This is a genomic window from Flavobacterium keumense, assembly GCF_029866485.1.
GTDB classification, from domain to species: domain Bacteria; phylum Bacteroidota; class Bacteroidia; order Flavobacteriales; family Flavobacteriaceae; genus Flavobacterium; species Flavobacterium keumense.
In genome coordinates this window covers 688,843-707,418 of the sequence record NZ_CP092332.1, presented here as the reverse complement: position 1 = coordinate 707,418, position 18,576 = coordinate 688,843, and the positions used below count along the sequence as shown (strand labels likewise).

At 34.7% G+C, this 18,576-nt stretch carries 20 protein-coding genes; 3 read left to right on the top strand and 17 right to left on the bottom strand.

The window, feature by feature from the left end:
* The 14 genes from MG292_RS03075 to MG292_RS03010 all read right to left on the bottom strand — a co-directional run bounded on the left by MG292_RS03075 (position 1) and on the right by MG292_RS03010 (position 13,241).
* A complete protein-coding gene (locus tag MG292_RS03075; RefSeq protein ID WP_264534161.1) occupies positions 1 to 1,464 on the bottom strand; it encodes a lipopolysaccharide biosynthesis protein in 1,464 nt (487 codons plus the stop codon).
* Between the two features lie 89 nt (positions 1,465 to 1,553).
* Positions 1,554 to 1,994 (bottom strand): GNAT family N-acetyltransferase, encoded by a 441-nt coding sequence (locus MG292_RS03070; protein WP_264534162.1) that lies wholly within the window; start codon positions 1,992 to 1,994, stop codon positions 1,554 to 1,556.
* A 70-nt stretch (positions 1,995 to 2,064) separates the two neighbouring features.
* Entirely contained in the window at positions 2,065 to 2,925 is an 861-nt protein-coding gene (atpG, locus tag MG292_RS03065; protein WP_264534163.1) for an ATP synthase F1 subunit gamma, read from the bottom strand.
* Positions 2,926 to 3,000: 75 nt separating this feature from the next.
* Positions 3,001 to 4,578, bottom strand: coding sequence for a F0F1 ATP synthase subunit alpha (atpA, locus tag MG292_RS03060; RefSeq protein WP_264534164.1), 1,578 nt, complete (start codon positions 4,576 to 4,578; stop codon positions 3,001 to 3,003).
* Between the two features lie 36 nt (positions 4,579 to 4,614).
* A complete protein-coding gene (gene atpH / locus MG292_RS03055; protein WP_264534165.1) occupies positions 4,615 to 5,148 on the bottom strand; it encodes an ATP synthase F1 subunit delta in 534 nt (177 codons plus the stop codon).
* Between the two features lie 2 nt (positions 5,149 to 5,150).
* On the bottom strand, positions 5,151 to 5,651 hold the full coding sequence (locus MG292_RS03050) for a F0F1 ATP synthase subunit B (protein ID WP_264534166.1): 501 nt from the start codon (positions 5,649 to 5,651) through the stop codon (positions 5,151 to 5,153).
* A 117-nt stretch (positions 5,652 to 5,768) separates the two neighbouring features.
* Positions 5,769 to 5,960, bottom strand: a complete 192-nt coding sequence (gene atpE / locus MG292_RS03045) for an ATP synthase F0 subunit C (RefSeq protein WP_008255642.1) — start codon at positions 5,958 to 5,960, stop codon at positions 5,769 to 5,771.
* A gap of 103 nt (positions 5,961 to 6,063) precedes the next feature.
* Entirely contained in the window at positions 6,064 to 7,179 is a 1,116-nt protein-coding gene (atpB, locus tag MG292_RS03040; RefSeq protein WP_264534167.1) for a F0F1 ATP synthase subunit A, read from the bottom strand.
* Positions 7,180 to 7,302: 123 nt separating this feature from the next.
* Complete coding sequence (locus MG292_RS03035) at positions 7,303 to 7,713, bottom strand: hypothetical protein (protein ID WP_280158090.1); 411 nt, start codon at positions 7,711 to 7,713, stop codon at positions 7,303 to 7,305.
* Positions 7,710 to 7,943 (bottom strand): AtpZ/AtpI family protein, encoded by a 234-nt coding sequence (locus tag MG292_RS03030; RefSeq protein ID WP_264534169.1) that lies wholly within the window; start codon positions 7,941 to 7,943, stop codon positions 7,710 to 7,712. The genes MG292_RS03035 and MG292_RS03030 overlap by 4 nt, the downstream gene beginning before the upstream one ends.
* Positions 7,933 to 8,313: a bactofilin family protein gene (locus MG292_RS03025; protein WP_264534170.1), complete on the bottom strand. Its 381-nt coding sequence runs from the start codon at positions 8,311 to 8,313 to the stop codon at positions 7,933 to 7,935. The genes MG292_RS03030 and MG292_RS03025 overlap by 11 nt, the downstream gene beginning before the upstream one ends.
* A gap of 3 nt (positions 8,314 to 8,316) precedes the next feature.
* Complete coding sequence (gene porW / locus MG292_RS03020; RefSeq protein WP_264534171.1) at positions 8,317 to 10,914, bottom strand: type IX secretion system periplasmic lipoprotein PorW/SprE; 2,598 nt, start codon at positions 10,912 to 10,914, stop codon at positions 8,317 to 8,319.
* Positions 10,915 to 11,001: 87 nt separating this feature from the next.
* On the bottom strand, positions 11,002 to 11,697 hold the full coding sequence (locus MG292_RS03015) for an ABC transporter ATP-binding protein (RefSeq protein WP_264534172.1): 696 nt from the start codon (positions 11,695 to 11,697) through the stop codon (positions 11,002 to 11,004).
* 74 nt (positions 11,698 to 11,771) lie between these two features.
* Positions 11,772 to 13,241 carry a DUF5687 family protein gene (locus MG292_RS03010; RefSeq protein ID WP_264534173.1) on the bottom strand — a complete coding sequence of 490 codons (1,470 nt, stop codon included), beginning with the start codon at positions 13,239 to 13,241 and terminating at the stop codon, positions 11,772 to 11,774.
* A gap of 257 nt (positions 13,242 to 13,498) precedes the next feature.
* Between MG292_RS03010 and MG292_RS03005 the strand changes: the two genes are divergently transcribed.
* Positions 13,499 to 14,551 (top strand): ferredoxin--NADP reductase, encoded by a 1,053-nt coding sequence (locus tag MG292_RS03005; RefSeq protein WP_264534174.1) that lies wholly within the window; start codon positions 13,499 to 13,501, stop codon positions 14,549 to 14,551.
* A 233-nt stretch (positions 14,552 to 14,784) separates the two neighbouring features.
* On the opposite strand, the gene MG292_RS03000 is transcribed toward MG292_RS03005, so the two are convergent.
* The gene (locus MG292_RS03000) at positions 14,785 to 15,798 is read right to left on the bottom strand and encodes a glycosyltransferase family 9 protein (RefSeq protein WP_264534175.1); all 1,014 of its coding nucleotides are present in this window, start codon (positions 15,796 to 15,798) and stop codon (positions 14,785 to 14,787) included.
* 118 nt (positions 15,799 to 15,916) lie between these two features.
* Positions 15,917 to 16,522, bottom strand: a complete 606-nt coding sequence (locus MG292_RS02995; RefSeq protein WP_229330940.1) for a DUF4254 domain-containing protein — start codon at positions 16,520 to 16,522, stop codon at positions 15,917 to 15,919.
* Positions 16,523 to 16,615: 93 nt separating this feature from the next.
* Here MG292_RS02995 and upp point away from each other — a divergent pair, with 93 nt between their 5' ends.
* Complete coding sequence (upp, locus tag MG292_RS02990) at positions 16,616 to 17,269, top strand: uracil phosphoribosyltransferase (protein WP_264534176.1); 654 nt, start codon at positions 16,616 to 16,618, stop codon at positions 17,267 to 17,269.
* Here upp and MG292_RS02985 read toward each other — a convergent pair.
* Positions 17,264 to 18,193 carry a DUF6427 family protein gene (locus MG292_RS02985; RefSeq protein ID WP_264534177.1) on the bottom strand — a complete coding sequence of 310 codons (930 nt, stop codon included), beginning with the start codon at positions 18,191 to 18,193 and terminating at the stop codon, positions 17,264 to 17,266. The genes upp and MG292_RS02985 overlap by 6 nt on opposite strands.
* A 130-nt stretch (positions 18,194 to 18,323) precedes the next feature.
* Here MG292_RS02985 and MG292_RS02980 point away from each other — a divergent pair, with 130 nt between their 5' ends.
* Entirely contained in the window at positions 18,324 to 18,554 is a 231-nt protein-coding gene (locus MG292_RS02980; RefSeq protein ID WP_229326316.1) for a DUF6341 family protein, read from the top strand.
* The last annotated feature ends 22 nt before the right edge of the window (positions 18,555 to 18,576 follow it).

Below are 18,576 nucleotides of genomic sequence, written 5' to 3'. Positions count from 1 at the left end.
TTATTTTTTTCGTTTAATGATAGACAAGATCGTTGCTTTTTCGTTGTGGTACACAAAATACACAAACAACAATAATAACGGAATTCCAACAAAATAATTTTCTCTGAATCCGTAAAAAGAAATGGCCGAAAATAGAATAGATAATCCTAAATAGCCTCCTATTTTTTCCATATCATACGGAATGGGATAATAGCGATTTCCTAGAACATAGGAAATGAACATCATACTTCCATAAGCGGCAATAGTTGCAATAGCTGAGCCAAAATAACTGAATTTTGGAATTAAAAGGTAATTCAGTACTAATGTTAAAACAGCGCCCACAATTGAAATATAGGCTCCCATTTTGGTTCTGTCGGTCAATTTATACCAAACCGAAAGGTTATTGTAAATTCCCAAACAAAAATTGGCTAAAATAATCAATGGCACCACTTTCATCGCCTCCCAATAGGATTTGTTGTCCAAAAGTAGAAACTTCAAAATGTCGGCAAAAACTATTACTCCTAACAAAATGAGTGAACCAAAAATCACAAAATATTTGGTAATCATCGCATAGGTTTGTGGTGCTTTTTCGTGATTGGAATGACTAAAAAAGAACGGTTCGATTCCCAATCGGAATGCTGTAGCAAACAACACCATAAACAAGCCTAATTTATAACAGGCGGAATAAGCTCCTACTTCCGCCTTGGCTACGTTGTCTGGTAACCAATAGCCCAATAGAATTTTATCAAAATGTTCGTTTACTGCAAATGCAATTCCGGCAACCAAAATTGGTAAACCGTATTGCATCATCTTTTTCCATAGAGCCGCATCAAATTTTCGAGTCAAAGAAAGATAATTGGGCGAAAGTACCAATAAGGTTAATAAACTTGCTGCTAAATTAGAAACGAAAATATAGCCAATTTCATAATTATCAACATATAAATTTCCTAAAAAAGAATTCGGATTAGAGTCGGCTATTTTAGGTAACACTAATAAAAAAAAGACATTCAAAAGTAAATTTACCGCAACATTACCTATTTTAATTACTGCATAAATAATCGGTCGTTGATTGGCTCGTAACTTTGAAAAAGGAACAATTACCAATGCGTCTAACACTAAAATCCAAATAGCATACGTAATATACTGTACTTCTACATTGGCCAAAGAAGCCAAAGTTCCTCTAAAAATTAAGGCGCCAAAAAGAAAAACAATAGACGACCAAAAAATAGAAATAGTCGAGGTTGCTATCACATTTTCTTTATCGGTCTCTGAATTATAGAATCGGAAAAAAGCCGTTTCCATTCCGTACGACAACACCACATTGAAGAAAACCATCCACGAGAGTACAATAGACACTTCTCCATACTCGCCTGTGGGTAAAACCTTTGTATACAAACGCACGAGTAAAAAGCTCAACATTCGAGGCAAAACCGTAGCTAATCCATAGATGGCTGTTTGTTTAAAAAGACTTTTATATAATCCCAAGTTGGTCTAGTTTAGGTATTGATGAAAACAAAAATAACGAAATCTTTGGTTTAATTTGGGTTTTGAAATTAGATTTGTTAACAGCCTTTTTAAGATAATCCTCCTTCGTTTAGGGTTTTAATAAAATGAAATCCTCTAGGATAATAGCCTTGGTTATAATAAAAACGGTGTGCTGTAAAGTTTCCTGTAAAAGCATCCAATACAATCATGGTACATCCTGCTGCTTCTGCCTTTGTTTTGATATAATCGGTCATTATTTTAGCTGCTCCTTTGGAACGATGATCGGGATGCACAATAAAATTGTCTATCTCAAAATACCGCCCAGACCATAATTTAATTCCAGACCATAAACCCGAAAGTCCAATGCATTGTCCCTCTTCAAACACAGCGATTTGAATATAGTTATGAGGAAGCATTTCGGTTAAATACGCTTTGTATTTTTCTAAAGTAAAATTATTGCTATACAAATGCTGCACTAAGTCAAACTGAGCTAGCATTTCTTCTAATGTAGTAAGTTCTTTAATTTCCATAATGTATGTTGTAAAAATGAATTAAAAAAGCCCCGCAATGCGAGGCTCTTGTAATTTCTTTTGAAAGGCACTATCCATTCAACGCCTCAGCACCACCAACAATCTCTAAGATTTCATTAGTAATTGCTGCTTGACGTGCTTTATTATAAGTCAATGTTAATTGGTCTTTCAATTCTTTGGCATTATCTGTTGCTTTGTGCATCGCCGTCATACGAGCACCGTGTTCAGAAGCAAATGAATCTCTAATCCCTTTATACAATTGTGTTTTCAATGATTTTGGAATCAATGTCAATACAATTTCTTCTTTAGAAGGTTCAAAAATATAGTCTCCTGAAGTAGCCGAAGCCTCTGATTGAATTGGGGCTAAAGGCAAAAATTGTTCTGTTTGAATAATTTGAGTTGCCGCATTTTTAAATTGGTTGTATACCAATTCGATGCGATCGTATTCGCCAGCAATGAATTTTTGCATTAATAATTCAGCGATTGAAGCTACATTATCAAAGGTCAAATCGTCAAAAACACCACTTTGATTTGCAATAACATTAGAAGATTTACTTAAAATATCATTCCCTTTTTTACCAATCGCAAAAACATCAACTTGTTTCCCGACATAAAAATCAGTACGGTTTTTAACCTCTTTAATTACATTTGAATTAAATGCACCACACAATCCTCTATTCGAAGTAATGGCAACTACCAAAACTTTTTTGATTTCGCGTTGTGCTGTATAATCTCCTCCTACATCACCATCTAAGGTTGCTGAAAGATTTTGTAATAATTCCGTTAATTTTTCGGCATAAGGGCGCATTGCTGTAATCGCATCTTGTGCTTTTTTTAGCTTTGCCGCAGAAACCATTTTCATTGCCGATGTAATTTGCATCGTAGATGAAATGGAAGTAATCCTATTACGTATTTCCTTTAAGTTTGCCATTCTAAATATGAAAATTTATCAATTTATCAATGTGTAAATCACAGTTATTTACACATTGACATATTGTTATATTGATTAATTGTATTTCGCAGCAACTTCTTTTGCTACTTTTTCGATAACATCCGTAATCGTGTCATCTAATTTTCCAGCTTTTAAAGCATCAAGGGTGTCTCTGTGTTTGTTGTTCAAGAACTCTAAGAAATCTTTCTCAAATTCTTTTACTTTTTCTACAGGAACATTTCTTAATAAGTTTTTAGACCCCGCGTAGATAATAGCCACTTGATCTTCTACTGTAAATGGTTCGTTCAAACCTTGTTTCAAAATTTCAACGTTTCGTTTTCCTTTTTCAATTACGTTTAAAGTAACAGCATCTAAGTCAGAACCAAATTTAGCAAACGCTTCCAATTCACGGAATTGCGCTTGGTCTAATTTTAAAGTACCTGATACTTTTTTCATGGATTTAATTTGAGCATTACCTCCAACACGAGATACCGAAATACCTACGTTAATTGCAGGACGAACCCCAGAGTTAAACAAATCTCCATCCAAGAAAATTTGACCGTCTGTAATCGAAATTACGTTAGTTGGGATGTATGCAGAAACGTCTCCCGCTTGTGTTTCGATAATTGGTAAAGCGGTTAAAGAACCCCCACCTTTTACAATTCCTTTTAAAGAATCTGGTAAGTCGTTCATGTTTTTTGCAATATCATCATCAGCAATCACTTTACAAGCACGCTCTAATAAACGAGAGTGTAAGTAGAAAACGTCTCCAGGATATGCCTCACGTCCTGGTGGTCTTCTTAATAAAAGAGATACCTCACGATACGCCACCGCTTGTTTAGATAAATCATCATAAACAATCAAAGCTGGACGTCCAGAGTCTCTAAAATACTCCCCAATTGCAGCACCCGCCATTGGAGCATATACTTGCATTGGAGCAGGGTCAGAAGCATTAGCGGCAACGATAATCGTATAGGCCATAGCTCCTTTTTCTTCTAACATTTTTGCAATTCCTGCAACAGTAGAAGCTTTTTGTCCAATAGCAACATAGATACAAAATACAGGTTTTCCTGCATCGTAAAATTCTTTTTGATTTAAGATCGTGTCAATACAAACCGTTGATTTTCCTGTTTGACGGTCACCAATAACCAACTCACGTTGTCCACGTCCTACTGGAATCATTGCATCAACAGCTTTTACTCCTGTTTGTAATGGTTCAGTTACTGGTTGACGGAATACAACTCCTGGCGCTTTTCTTTCCAAAGGCATTTCGTATAATTCACCACCGATTGGTCCTTTACCATCAATTGGTTGTCCCAAAGTGTTTACTACACGTCCTAACATTTGCTCTCCTACTTTAAGAGACGCAATACGTTGTGTTCTTTTTACAGTTGAACCTTCTTTGATTCCTGTTGAAGCACCCAAAAGTACTACCCCAACATTGTCTTCTTCCAAGTTCAATACAATAGCCTCAAGACCATTTTCGAATTCTACTAACTCTCCGTATTGAACATTTGAAAGCCCGTAAACACGAGCAATACCATCTCCAACATTAAGTACTGTTCCTACTTCTTCTAGTGTAGCACCAGATTCAAAACCTTCTACTTGCTTTCTTAATATTGCTGAAATTTCAGCAGGTTTGATTTCCGCCATCTTACTTTATAATTTAGACACTTTTATGTGTAATAACTAATTACTAAACTCTCTTTTTAATACTTGTAATCTATTAGCAACAGAAGCGTTGTATTGCTTGTCGCCTATTCTCAAAATAAATCCTCCTATAATAGAAGCATCTACTGTGTTTTCAATTGTGATTTTCTTATCTGAAAGGGTTGCGATTTTTGCTAAAACTTTAGTTTCTAAAGCCGCATCCATTGGAATAGCAGTAGTTACTTTGGCTACCTCAATTCCGTTCATTTCATCAGACAATTTATTGTATTCTAAAGCAACTGCTTCAAGGATTTCAAAACGTTTGTTTTCAAACAACAAATGAAACAATCCTTGTGTTACTGCATTTACTCCAGAAAAAACTTCCAATAACGCTTTTTCTTTTGCCTCAACGGTAGTCGTTGGGCTTTGAATGAAGGTGCTTAATTCTTCGTTTGCGTTGATTGTAGAAGCAATCCATTTCATATCGTTATTCACAACCTCAACCACTCCTTTTGAATTAGAGATGTTTAAGATTGCTTTTGCATAACGAATTGCTGCTCTTGTACCTGCCATAATTAGTTCAGTTTTACGTCACCTAACATTTTCTCCACTAATTTAGTTTGAGACTCTTTGTTAGATAATTCTTCCTTCAATAGTTTTTCAGCAATACTTAATGATAAGGTAGCTACTTGTGATTTCAAATCAGCCATCGCTGCATTTTTTTCACTTTCGATAGCCGCCTTTGCTTGATCAATCATTTTTTGACCTTGCTCTTGTGCTTCACTTTTTGCATCAGCAACCATTTTTTCTTTCATTTCTCGAGCCTCTTTCAACATTGCGTCACGTTCTGCTCTTGCCTCTTGAAGAATACGTTGGTTATCTGCTTGCAAATTTTGCATTTCGTTACGTGCGTTTTCGGCAGATTCCAAAGCATTTTTAATACCCTGTTCTCTTTCGTTTACTGCATCTAAAATAGGCTTCCAAGCGAATTTTTTTAATAAGAATATTAATCCAACAAAAATGACTACTTGCCAAATAAATAAACCAAACGAAAAATCATTAATTAACTTCTCCATTATATGTAATTATAAAATTGTAAACTTTTTTTTAATTGCATTGCGCAATTGAATCTGTTTTAATTTTTAAAAACAATAGTTACAACCAACCGTTGTAACTATCGTTCTTTGCTTTAATTACGCAGCGAATAACGCAGCGAAACCAATACCTTCAATAAGTGCAGCTGCAATAAGCATAGCTGTTTGGATTTTTCCTGAAGCTTCTGGTTGACGTGCAATTGCGTCCATTGCTGAACCACCAATTTTACCAATACCTAAACCTGCTCCGATTACAATTAATCCTGCTCCTACAATAGTTGGAATTTGCATAATATATATATTAAAAATTAAACATTCAATTTGATTTTTGATTGAAGATTAACGATTTAAGATTTAAGAATTATTCAAAAATCTAAATTCAAAAATCTGCAATCTAATGCGCCTCTTCGTGGTGGTGTTCTTCGTTTCCAGCACCAAAATACAAAGCAGACAACATCGTGAAAATATACGCTTGTAAAAACGCTACTAATATTTCAAGGATAGAAAGTGCAAATGCCAATCCAAATGACAACGAACTTCCAATCCAGCTTTTAAATATAAACATCAAACCTATGATGCTCATTAATACCACGTGTCCAGCCAAAATATTAGCATACAAACGAATCATTAATGAAAATGGTTTGATCACTGTACCTAATAATTCAATTGGAGCTAAAATAAATTTCATTGGTGTTGGCACTCCTGGCATCCAAAAGATATGCGCCCAATAATCTTTGTTAGCAGAAAAAGTGGTAATTAAATACGTTAAAATAGCCAACGAAAAGGTAATGGCAATGTTTCCTGTAACATTAAATCCTAGTGGTGTCAACCCCAAGAGATTTAAAAAGAAAATAAAGAAAAATATAGTTAATAAATAACTCATGTATTTCTTGTAGTTTTTCTCTCCAATGTTAGGAATCGCAATTTCGTCTCTTACATATAAAACTAACGGTTCAAAGAAACGTCCAGCTCCAGATGCAATTCCGCCATTTTTAGCATATGATTTTGCCAAACCTCTGAACAAGAAAAACATTAATAAAGCCACAAATAAAATTCCCACCACGCTTTTTGTAATAGACAAATCTAGTGGTTGCGCATTGGTAGGATGACCGTGCTCCTCAGTAAGCGTCCCTTTGGCATCAGTTTTATAAATTTTCTCGTGGTGTAATTTGTAGAAATTCCCGTTGTGCTCTGCAACATCTGTTACAGGTCCGTGGTGAAATTCAGCTGAAGAAAATATTTGCAACCCATTATCCCATAAAATAATAGGCAATGAAAAACCGTAGTGTTCTCCTGTTTCTTTATTGGCATTAAAATAAAAAGAATGTGAATCTAATAAGTGGTGATTGATAAACTCTTTTATTTCAGCTTTAATATCGGTAGATTCTTCATGAGCTACTTCTGTATGCTCTTTTTCCGCTTTTTCAACGGGATTAGCCAAACTAATCAAAGGAAGACAAGCTACTAAAGCTACTAGTATGAATTGAAGTGGTTTGTTTGAAATCACCATAACAGTTAAATATCTTAGTTTATTTTGGTTTCTAAAATTTAGGTGCAAAGGTACATTTTTTATTAATATTCAAAAGAATATGAAAAATTATTTTTTGCCTTATTTATCACTTTTATAGGTAATTTATTGTTTTTCATTTAATATCACTATCGTTACTATGGTTTCAATTGATAAAAAGACAATAAACATCCCAAAAAAATTAATTTTTTCAATTGGAGCAGTGCTAGAAATGCTTTTTAAAATGGGGTGCACAAAAACAAAAAATGCCACCATTTTTAGGGTAGTAATTATTAAAAAAGACATGCCTACCAAATCAAAATTACGAGCACTTACCCGAAAAACCGTCAGCAAAATAGCTACAGAAAAAAGCCCGAAAAAAAGATACAAACTCAGAAGTGAATACGAAAAAGCGTCATGTCTAATTCCTATCCATTCAAAAGCAAAGCGGTGTGCAAAATAAGACAGTATAATTATAGCTGCCCAAATTAATACGGCTGTTTTGTGTTTAGGATTTGGCAATAGTTGAAAATTCAATTGAAATCGGATTTGTTGATGTCATTTACTTGTCTTATGGTGTTGTAAAGCGCTAAAAAAACACCCAATAGAACACTTATTTTATGGTAATAAAAAATAGGGCTTGGATGTGTTTCATCTAACCAATTCCCCATATATGAAAAAACAAAAATAACAACCCCCATCTGAATGGGAATATTGATTAATGCCAACCATTTATTGAATGGTTTTTTGTTTTTTTTATTCTCCATTATTTGCTTGGGGAGGATTTGTTTTCATAGTACAGGTTGCACTAAAATCAGCACCGGGCTCTACCGATAATTTCCCCACAGTCACTTCGCCATAAATAGCAGCTGTTGCTTTGATATTCAGTAATTCAACCACTTGGATTTTTCCACTAAAACGCCCTTCAATATCGGCGCTTTTACAATCAATATCCCCTACAACTATTCCGGCTGGCCCAATAACTATTTTCCCTTCACATTGAAAATTACCCGTTAACTCTCCGTCTAATCTAAAATCAGCCACAGAATAAATATTTCCTTTTATTCGAGTTCCTTCAACAATTCGGTTCGTTTTTCCTAAAAGATCGGTGTAGGATTTGGTTTTTTTTTCAAACATAATTTACTGCTTTTTTGAGGCTAAATAGCGGTCTAAGTTTTTCTTGATTTGGACTATTTTATAATTATCACTCGAAATGACAATCGCGGGTTGATTAATCGTATATTGTTTATTTACAGTCATGTAATTGATTATATCATTGGCATAGGCCTCTGACTTTATATTATGAATAACTATAAAATTTTCTTTATCAGTATAGACATCATACGAATACGAGTGGTTGCTGATTTTCTCATCTTCAATGAATTTTTTGATTTTTGCTTGTGTTTCTTGAGTTAAAGAATCTGTTTTTAAACCTACTTTAAACAAAATTTTCCAACTTTTAGCCGCCGAACTAAACTCCATTTTTTCCAAAATCGGGATTTGATTGTTCAAGATTTCTTGTGCTTGTTTGCCTTCTTCGGAATTAGAATACTGTTCGGCCACTTCTTCCAATGCTTTTTTGTAAGCTTCTAGTCCAAACAATTTTGCCTGTGTATTGGCGCGTAACAACTCCATTTTTGGAAGAATTTCATCACCCGAAAATTGAATGATTGCAGTATTTAATTTTTCTAAAACTTCCACAAACTGTTGTTCTTGAAACAATTTATAAAATTGATTGTATATTTTTTCTGGAGTTTCGAGATTGGAACTATTGGTATCCGTATTACTGATAATTTGCGCATAACGCGAGCCCGGATATTGCGAGACAATACGGTTTTTCATTGCCGTTGCCTTAGTTGCATCTGTAATTTGATAGATTTTGTACAAATTATACATCGTTGGCAAAACCAATTTCTCTTCTGGATTTTGTTCCAATATTTTTTCTAATTTGGCTGTAGCCAAAGCGTATTCTTTGAACTTTTCTTTGTAAATAATCCCCAATTGATAAAACGCAAAATTGCGTATTTGATTGATGCTGTCGAGTACTTTTTTATCAGAAGGTATTTGATTTAAATAATAATCCACCGAATATTTGTCGTCCGGTTTGTCAATAGTTTTAGTGGTTACTTGTAGTGGTGTTGCATCGGATAAAGGGGTATCTGTTGTTGAATTTGCTGAACTGGTTTTCATTCTCCAAAACCCATTCGGATTTCGTTTTCCCCAATTTTTTTTGAATTCCAACTGACCAAAAGCCACTGTGGTAGGATTATAAAAATAAAATGTGCTTGAAGTGCTACTTCCTGAGTCTAATTTTGGAAGTGTTCGAACCGCCGTTTTGGTATTTAATAATGTTGTTCCTGGCAAATCGGAATTACCTGAGTGTTCGAAATTCTTTATAGCTTCTTGCTGTATTTTTACTAAAAGGGCTTGTTTTTCCTCTTTCTTTTTTAATTCGTCAATATATTTACCAAAATAAACGATCCTATCGGTTTCAGACAGAGACACTACTTTTAAAATGCTATCATTTGTTACTGCTAATGCGTCGTATTTGATCACATCGTCCAGGTTTTTTCGGACTTTTTCAATTTGTGCAAATTCTCTAGTTTTTTTATCTAACTTAACTAAAGTACTGTCATAATATTTTGCAGCCAAAGGAAAATTAGTGCTTTTAAAATACATATTACCTATATTTCGATAATTTGAAGCCGCTAAATACGTGTTGTCTTTTACTTTTTTTAATGATAGATTGTAATTTTTTAAAGCCAATTCTATATCATTGCTTTTATCATAAAACACCCCCATTTGATGGTAAATCAAATCTAAAAAAGGGCGGTTTTCCCGATTTTCAACCAATTGGGCAAACATTTTAGTTATTTGAGCTTTATCGCCATTTTGAAAATCAAATAATTGGGCTTTTCTCGCATACGCCTGAATACGGTATTCTCTATCTGCTTTTCGATTCATGTCAATCACTGATTGATAACTAGATAATGCCAATTCTCTTTTACCTAATTCTTCATACAACTGCCCTAAAATGAATCGATATCGGGCTTTCTCTGTATTAATTTTAGTTGCTTTTTCGGCCACCTGCAATTTTACTACCGCACTGTCCTTTTCTTCTAAATTCAAAAAGGCTTCTGCCAAAACGGCATTGGCATTCGCTACCAATTGTTTATTTAATTTAAAGTCTTTTAATAGCTTACTTAAATTTTTAATTGCTAAAGCTTCATTCCCTAGACGCATATTGGTTTTTTCGCGCCAAATTTTTGCCTCATGAATTTTACTACTATTGGGATATTTGTACAAAATATAATTAAACGCGTCCAAAGCAGGAACAAATCGCTGGCTGTAATATCTCGCTTTTCCAAGCATTAAATATGCTTCGTCTGTTTGATAATTGTACTCCTTTCCTCCAATGTTCATGGAGTGCTTCTGAATTCCTTTTGTGGCTTTTGTTTCTGCTAAATCAAAATTGGCATTCTTGGCAGTATCTAAAATTGAGCCGTCTGACATTTCCATTTTTTCGACGGGCAATCGTTTCCAAAAATTGTTTTTGCTTTTTGTATTAATATCTGCAATTCCTTTATCAAAAGCGACTCCCCCGTTATAAAGTACATTGTACTTGGTGGTTAGTGCGTGGTAATTTCGCGATACAAAAGTGTTTTTCTTAGTAGAACAAGCCACTATAAAAAGCAACAGAAAAAAACTGAAGATATGTTGAGATCTATTTATTTTCAATTGGAAACCATTTATAACTTTAACTTCTAATTCACTATTTTAGTGTATAGATGGGTAAAATTACGTTTCTTTTTGAAATATTGAAAGTTAAACCGCAAAAAAGGCTTCGAGTTCTTGAAGTGTTTCATCAGACGTGATAATATCTTTAACCACCTCTCCTTTATTTAATACCACAATTCTATCGCAAACTTCAACGGTGTGTTGTAAGTCGTGACTTGAAACCAAGATGGTTGTCTTTGGATTTTCGGCTAATTCTTTAATGATTTTTTTTAATCGATTGACTGTGGTGGGATCTAAATTAGCAAAAGGCTCGTCTAAAACCACCACCTCAGGATTACCTATCAAAGCAGCAATAATTCCCACTTTCTTTTGATTCCCTTTAGACAAATCGCGCAAGTATTTTTTATTTTCAAGTATTTCTCCATTAAAAAAATCTTGATGTTTTTGAAGTAAAGCATCAATCTCGGCTTTGTTTTGACCTCGTAAATCACCAATGAAATTGAAATATTCTTCGGGCGTCAAATACCCAATTAAGAAGCTTTCGTCTATGAAAGAAGTGGTAAAGGATTTCCAGTTTTCACTAGTAGAAACAGGAATTTCGTTATTGATGATTTCGCCGGTTGTAGGTTGGATTAAATCCAAAAGCAAACTGAAAAAAGTAGTTTTACCTGCGCCATTATTGCCTACTAGTCCAAAACTTTGTCCTTTTGGAATACTTAAATTATCGATTTGTAAAACGGTTGTTCCGTTGTATTTTTTTGAAAGTTGGTTGATTTGGATCATGGTGAATATCGTTTATGAGATTAAAAGTTTATGGGGTTAGAAAATGTTTATTACTGCTAACCGGAAACTGAATGTTAATTGTTTTGTTTGTAGGCTTGAATGGTTTTGTATTTCTCTATTTTGTAGACTTTTTCAATTTGAGAAAAAACCCGGTCGCGTAATGCAAAACCTATTAGTCCAGCACCTGCCACAAGAGCTAAGCCTGTGTTTGGACCTTCCATGTTTTTGCCTAAAGCATATAATAAAACTGGCAACAAGACTTTGGGTAACGAAATTAAAGTCGTTTGTAGATTAAATGCTTTTTTATCACCAAAAGCGCCTTTACTTGAGGTTAAATCAATAGGCGTTTTGGTATAAGCACCCGCGTACAAAACTAAATGAGAATTGATTCCAATGTTGTAAACCGCTCCCGCCAAAATGGTTAAATATACCTGCCAACCAAGATAAATATAAAAGGAAGCTAAAAGGGTAGAAAGTACAGTTGCAATCACAATTAACCACCATTTTGAAGTTAAATAGTTTTTGTATGAAATGTTTTGGGTCATCATCAATGGGTAATATTGGCTATCCCAACTAGGTACAAACTGACCAAAAGTGAACAAAAAGCCACCTGTGACAAAAATCCCCGCAAAAATTTGTATGGCTTGGGGTTGGTGGAAATTTTCATTGAAAAAAAGAAAGCCATAAAACAAAAACAAAATACTCATCCCTACCGTGGTTTTAGAACGCTTGTTTCGCTTGATTAATTTAATATCGTTTTTTAAAAACGTGCCTAAAGTCCCTAACTGATTTAGCCAAGTGAAATTTTCAGTTTTGGCAACCGTCGATTTAGTAGCTAATCCAGCATCTAAATACAATTGGTTTTTAAAAAAATCATAGGTGATTTTATACAATCCTATAAGCAATAGAAGTGGGACTAAAAATAATCCTGGAATGTGAAATAGGCTTTCAAAAAAAGGTGCCGAATAATCCGTAATGTTGAAATAGCCGTAATGTTGTAATCCGCCTAAAACAACTATAACTACTAGTAAAATTCCAAATAAATTGTCTTTGTTGCTAAAGAGCACATTAATGAAATTGTTGATGTACACCAACGAAAACATAGCCAAATGCCAAGAAAGAATGCTCTCAATTGGATGATTTTCTATGAACAACACCACTGAGAAAGGCAGAAAGAAAAAAACGTGCATTAAGTTAAAAAAAGACAAAGCGGTTTTCCCTAGAGAAAAATGAACAATTGTACTTTTTTTAATGGGCAAAATTAGCATAGGGCGAATGTTCATTACGGGGATTTTTTGCCATAAAAAACGCATCCCTAAATCAAAAAGGAAATAGTAAATCAAAAAGGTGTTGATTTGAACTAAAGGGTCTAAATGATTCTCTTTAAGGCCATAATACAACCCAATTCCCATGGATAGAAGCGCAAAAGAATACAATAAAGCCAGAATGGCCAATAGAATCTTTATAGCGAGATTCGTTCCAAAAGAAGCCGAACGGGAAAACGATTTCCATTCCAGCGAGAGAAAATGTAGAATAAACTTCATTAAGTATAGATTTGGTAAATAAGTAGTTAAAAGTAATAAAAAGTTACGAATTCCAATTTCTATATTTGAAGTTTTTTAATCCATTTAAATCCTTTAATCCGTGGCGAGGACTTTCATTTGGTAACTTTTCCAGACAATGACTAGAGCAAAAAAACTATTCTTTGTGCTTTTGCGCCTTTGTGGCAAATCCTACAAACCTGATCTTTATCATTTTCTAAAACCCCTATGGTTTACTATATTTGTCAAAAATTACAACTATGTCTTCCTTTTTAAAATTAATCATTAAAGAAGTGAAACGCGAAACCAAAGACGCTGTTTCCATACTTTTTTCAGTTCCTGAAGAATTACAATCCAACTATACTTTCATTGCTGGTCAATACATTAACCTGCGATTGACTTTGGACAATCAAGAAATTCGTCGCGCCTATTCAATCTGTTCTGCTCCGGATAGTGGCGAATTACGAATTGCGGTAAAAGCCGTTCCTAATGGACTTTTTTCGCAGTTTGCCAATACCAAACTTAAAGCAGGAGACGTTCTTGAAGTGGGAAACCCAGAAGGGAAATTCACTTTTGAACCTCAGGCTGATCGTCAACGTAACTATGCCGCTTTTGTGGCGGGTAGCGGTATTACACCTGTTCTTTCTATTTTGAAATCGGCGTTAAAAAGTGAACCAAAAAGCACCTTTGTTTTGGTATACGGAAACAAATCGCCTGAAGAAACCATTTTTCACCAAGAATTACACGATTTACAATCCCAATATGTGGGGCGTTTATTTGTACACTATGTCTATAGCCAAGCAAATGTAGCTGCTGCTTTGTCTGGACGCATTGACAAAACTACAGTGAATTATATCCTGAACGAAAAACACGCCAGTTTGGAATTTGACAAATTCTATTTGTGTGGGCCTGAAGCAATGATTAACAAGGTTTCGGAAGCTTTAAAAGAAAAAAATATCAAGGAATCCAATATCAAATTTGAATTATTTTCGGCTTCTGCCAAAGAACATACTATCGAACAATCGTTAGAAGGACATGCGCAAATTACGGTAATGGTGGACGATGAAGAAACGACTTTTGAAATGTCGGCCAAACAAACCATTCTGGATGCTGCTTTAAAACAAGGTATTGATGCTCCTTATTCTTGTCAAGGCGGAATTTGTAGTAGTTGTTTAGCGCGCGTTACCGAAGGAACTGCCGAAATGACTAAAAACTCTATCCTAACCGACAAAGAAGTCGCTAGCGGATTGATCTTGACCTGTCAAGCACATCCTACATCAGCTACGATTCGAGTGGATTTTGATGATGTTTAGTTTTTGCTGCTAACCTGCCTGCGGCAGGCGGGGGCGCAAAGTTTAAAAAAATAATTAAATATAGAAAAAACGAGAAGTGATGGCTTCTCGTTTTTTGTTTTGACTCCTTAGAGGTTTCCAAAACCTTGTAGATGTGTTCTTTTTTGTCAAGCTATCCGAAATCTAAGGGTTGTTGAGATTGCTTCGTTGTGCCTTCTCGCAATGATCAATCCGTGAAATGGGTGTAATCTGTGTTACCTCTTAAGAACCTCAGCTATTCGGGTCACCACTTGCTCAGGAAGAATAGTTCGCATGGCGTTTTCATAACCCGCTACTTTTTTATTGCCATAGACCGACGTCGGCAATTGTGGATATTGATTTCTGTCGGACACCAAAGCATTGTCTAATGTTTGATTAAAAGGCAAAAATCCCGCATATGGATGGGTGGCACCCCAAAGAGTAACTACGGGAACACCCAACATGGCCGCTATATGCGCATTGCCCGAATCCATAGACAACATCACGTCTAAGTTGCTGATCAAATCCAATTCCTCTTGAAAAGGGATTTTTCCTGCCATGTTGATGACGTTATTTTTATCTCCTGCTAAGTTTTGAAGTTGTTCTTTTTCGTTTTGGCCTCCGCCAAAGAGCAAAATAGTGTGTTCTTGATTTTGGGCTAAAGTATCGATTACTTCCTTCATTAAATCCAGTGGATAGACTTTGGAATCGTATTGGGCAAAAGGCGCAATCCCAATTAGCTTTTGTGATTGAGCCACAATTGTCGCTAATTCAAGTTGTGTAATAGGTGCTTGGAGAGGAAATTGAGGTCGAGACAAATCGATTGGAAACCCTAAGCTTTCAAAAACCAATCGGTGTCTTTCAAACATCGTGGTCAAAGGCCGGAAATTTTTATTTTCAGCGCGTGTTAACGCTTTTTTCTCGGCGCGTCCTTTATCTACAAAACTGACTTTTTTACCGCTTAAAGCAAATAAACTCCGAACTACTTTGGAACGCAACACGTTATGTAAATCCGCAAACGCATCAATTTGTAACCTTTTTAAATCTTGGAACAACCGCCACAAACCTAAAACTCCTTTATGACGTTCTTTTTCGTCAAAAGCAAAGAAATGTAGATTTGGAATATCCTTGAAAAAAGGTTGAAAAAACGGTCTTGAAATTACTGTGATTTTCAGTTCAGGATATTGGTTTACCAACGCCCGTAAAACAGGAACCGTCATAGCGACATCTCCCATTGCAGAAAGTCTCATAACGGCTATATGTTGTATCTTTTTAAACAATTACTTAATGTATAAAACCATTAAGAGATTAAGGTTCATTAAGTTTTACTTCATTTTCTTAATCCCTTAATGGTTAAAATATAGTTTCTTATTTTTTGTTTTGGTACAAAACCGGATTTAAATCATCGTCGTTGTACATTTTCATTTGTTTGTACACTTTCATGAATTTGTTTCCGTTTTCAATGTCGGTCAACAAATCGTCAATAGCAGTCGATAAATCGGTTCTTTGTTCTAAAAGGACGTTTAGTTTTTCTTGACACTTGTCTTTGTGTTCTTGTGAAGCGTCTGGCCGACTTACCTCTTCTTGCATGTGGTAAATTTTCAAAGCCAAAATAGACAATCTATCAAATGCCCAAGCTGGACTTTCAGAATTGATTTTTGCATCTACTTTTACTTTAACATGACTGTATTTTTGAAGAAAATAACTATCAATATATTCCACCATATCGGTACGTTCTTGATTGGAAGCATCAATTCTTCTTTTCAAAGTCAAAGCCGCAACCGGGTCAATATTGGGGTCACGAATAATATCTTCAAAATGCCATTGCACCGTATCGATCCAGTTTTTTAGATACAATAAATGTTCAAATTGTTCCTTTGGAAAAGGATTATTAATGGGTTGATCTACATTATCAAATTGATGATAATCTTGAATACTTTGTTCAAATACTGAATAGGCTAATTTTGAAAACATGTCTTTAAAATTGAATCACAAAGATACTTTTTTATACATTTATAGGATTGAAAAAACGATTAAAGTTTTATAAAACCATTCTAAACTCAATTTATGCAAATTCATCATCTGTCTGAAAACAATAGTGTTCTGAATCATTTCTTAGGTCAAATTCGCGATGTGAATATCCATAACGACAGCCTCCGTTTTAGAAAAAACATGGAACGCATAGGCGAAATTATGGCGTATGAAATGAGTAAAAGTTTAGACTATCAAGCGGTTACTATTCCAACACCTTTGGGAACAAAACCGACTCATTACATCAAAAATCCATTAGTAATTTGTTCTGTTTTACGTGCTGGTTTAACACTACACAATGGGTTTTTAAACTATTTTGATGCCGCTGAAAACGGGTTTATTTCGGCCTACCGCCACCACCCCAACAACGACGATTTTTTTGAAATTATAGTGCAATACCAAGCGGTTGCTGATATTAACAACAAAACGGTTGTAGTGGTTGATCCTATGCTGGCTACCGGACAATCTATTGTAGCTGTTTTTAAACGATTGATGGAAAGAGGTACTCCTTCCGAAATTCATATAGCGGTAGTAATTGCTGCACCAGAAGGAATTGCACATTTAGAAACGGAATTGCCTGACACTTGTCATCTTTGGATAGCCGCCACAGACGACCACCTCAACGAGCATAGTTATATTGTTCCAGGATTGGGCGATGCGGGCGATTTGGCTTACGGCCAAAAATTATAATTGGCTCACAAACGAAAACAAACTACACAACACAACAGCAATAAACACCATTTCTTGCTTGAATTTAGTTTGTAAATACTCCAAATGTGCACTAGCTAAAATGGCTAGCGGGGCAATCGTCAAAAGTAAAAAATCACTGCTTTTATTGGCCGAAAGGACAAAAACAATCACTCCAATAAAGAAGGAAGCAACAATTTTTTTATACGAAGTTTGTGTTATCGAGGGACGATGAGACAAAGTAATGAACATGGAAAAAACAAAAAACAAGGCTACCGAAACATAAATCGAAAAAGCGATATTTTGGTTAGTATTGGTAAAATAATCTATCGCTATATCTATTTGGGTATTTTGATGCCAATAGTCTAAGATGTTAATGCCGAAAAAAGAAGTGAAAAACGCAAAGAAAATTGCCACTGCAATGAAAGCAATAAAAGGCAAAACCCAATTGGTATAATCTCTCGAAACATGGAAAATAACCGAGATAAAGACCAAAATCAAGAAAAGAATACTCCAAAAACTAAACAAAGAGGCTACAAATATCCACAAAGAGGCATCAAATATTTTTTCCTTGGACGCTTTCATGGACTGTAACGAGATTAAACGACGTAAAGCCAATAGAATAAAAAAATTGGCTAAAAGAATGTTCAAATTATTAAGAATCGTAGGGAAGAACAATAACAGCAACAAGAAAAAAATTGCGGTATAACTACTATTTTTAGTGAGACCGTTACGTTTTCCAATGAAACTCGTTAGGAAAATAGACGCCAATACGACTAGAAAAGTAAACGCTTTTTTTAGAAGCAAAACACCCGAAGCTACCCATGATGTATCTTGGATTTGGTAGATAAAAAAGAAAAACAACACTAAAAATACTGTTAAAGCGTAATTTAATGGTGTAGATTTTTTAAAAACACTTGCAATCATAAGGATATTTTATACTTTTGTGTTTGTAAATATACTACTTGTTTAAAACAAGTTCAAAAAAGATGCTTTTTTAAACGTTCTTTTTGCATACTTACTCAAAAAATAAATAACATTATAATTTTATATCATTATGAAATCATTTTTCGAAGGAATTCAGTTCTTATTTGTAGATGTATTATTTGCACCACTTGATTTTTTAAGATCTTTAGAGCTTTCTTCATGGACTGCTGCTAATGCTATCAACTGGATTTTCATGATTATTTGTGCTGCTGCTATTGTATATTGGATTAAACAATTACAAATTTTTGACGAAGCAGGTACAGAAAATCAAGACACCACTGCACATTCTTTCTTGAAATAATAAATTAAAAAAATATTGGAAA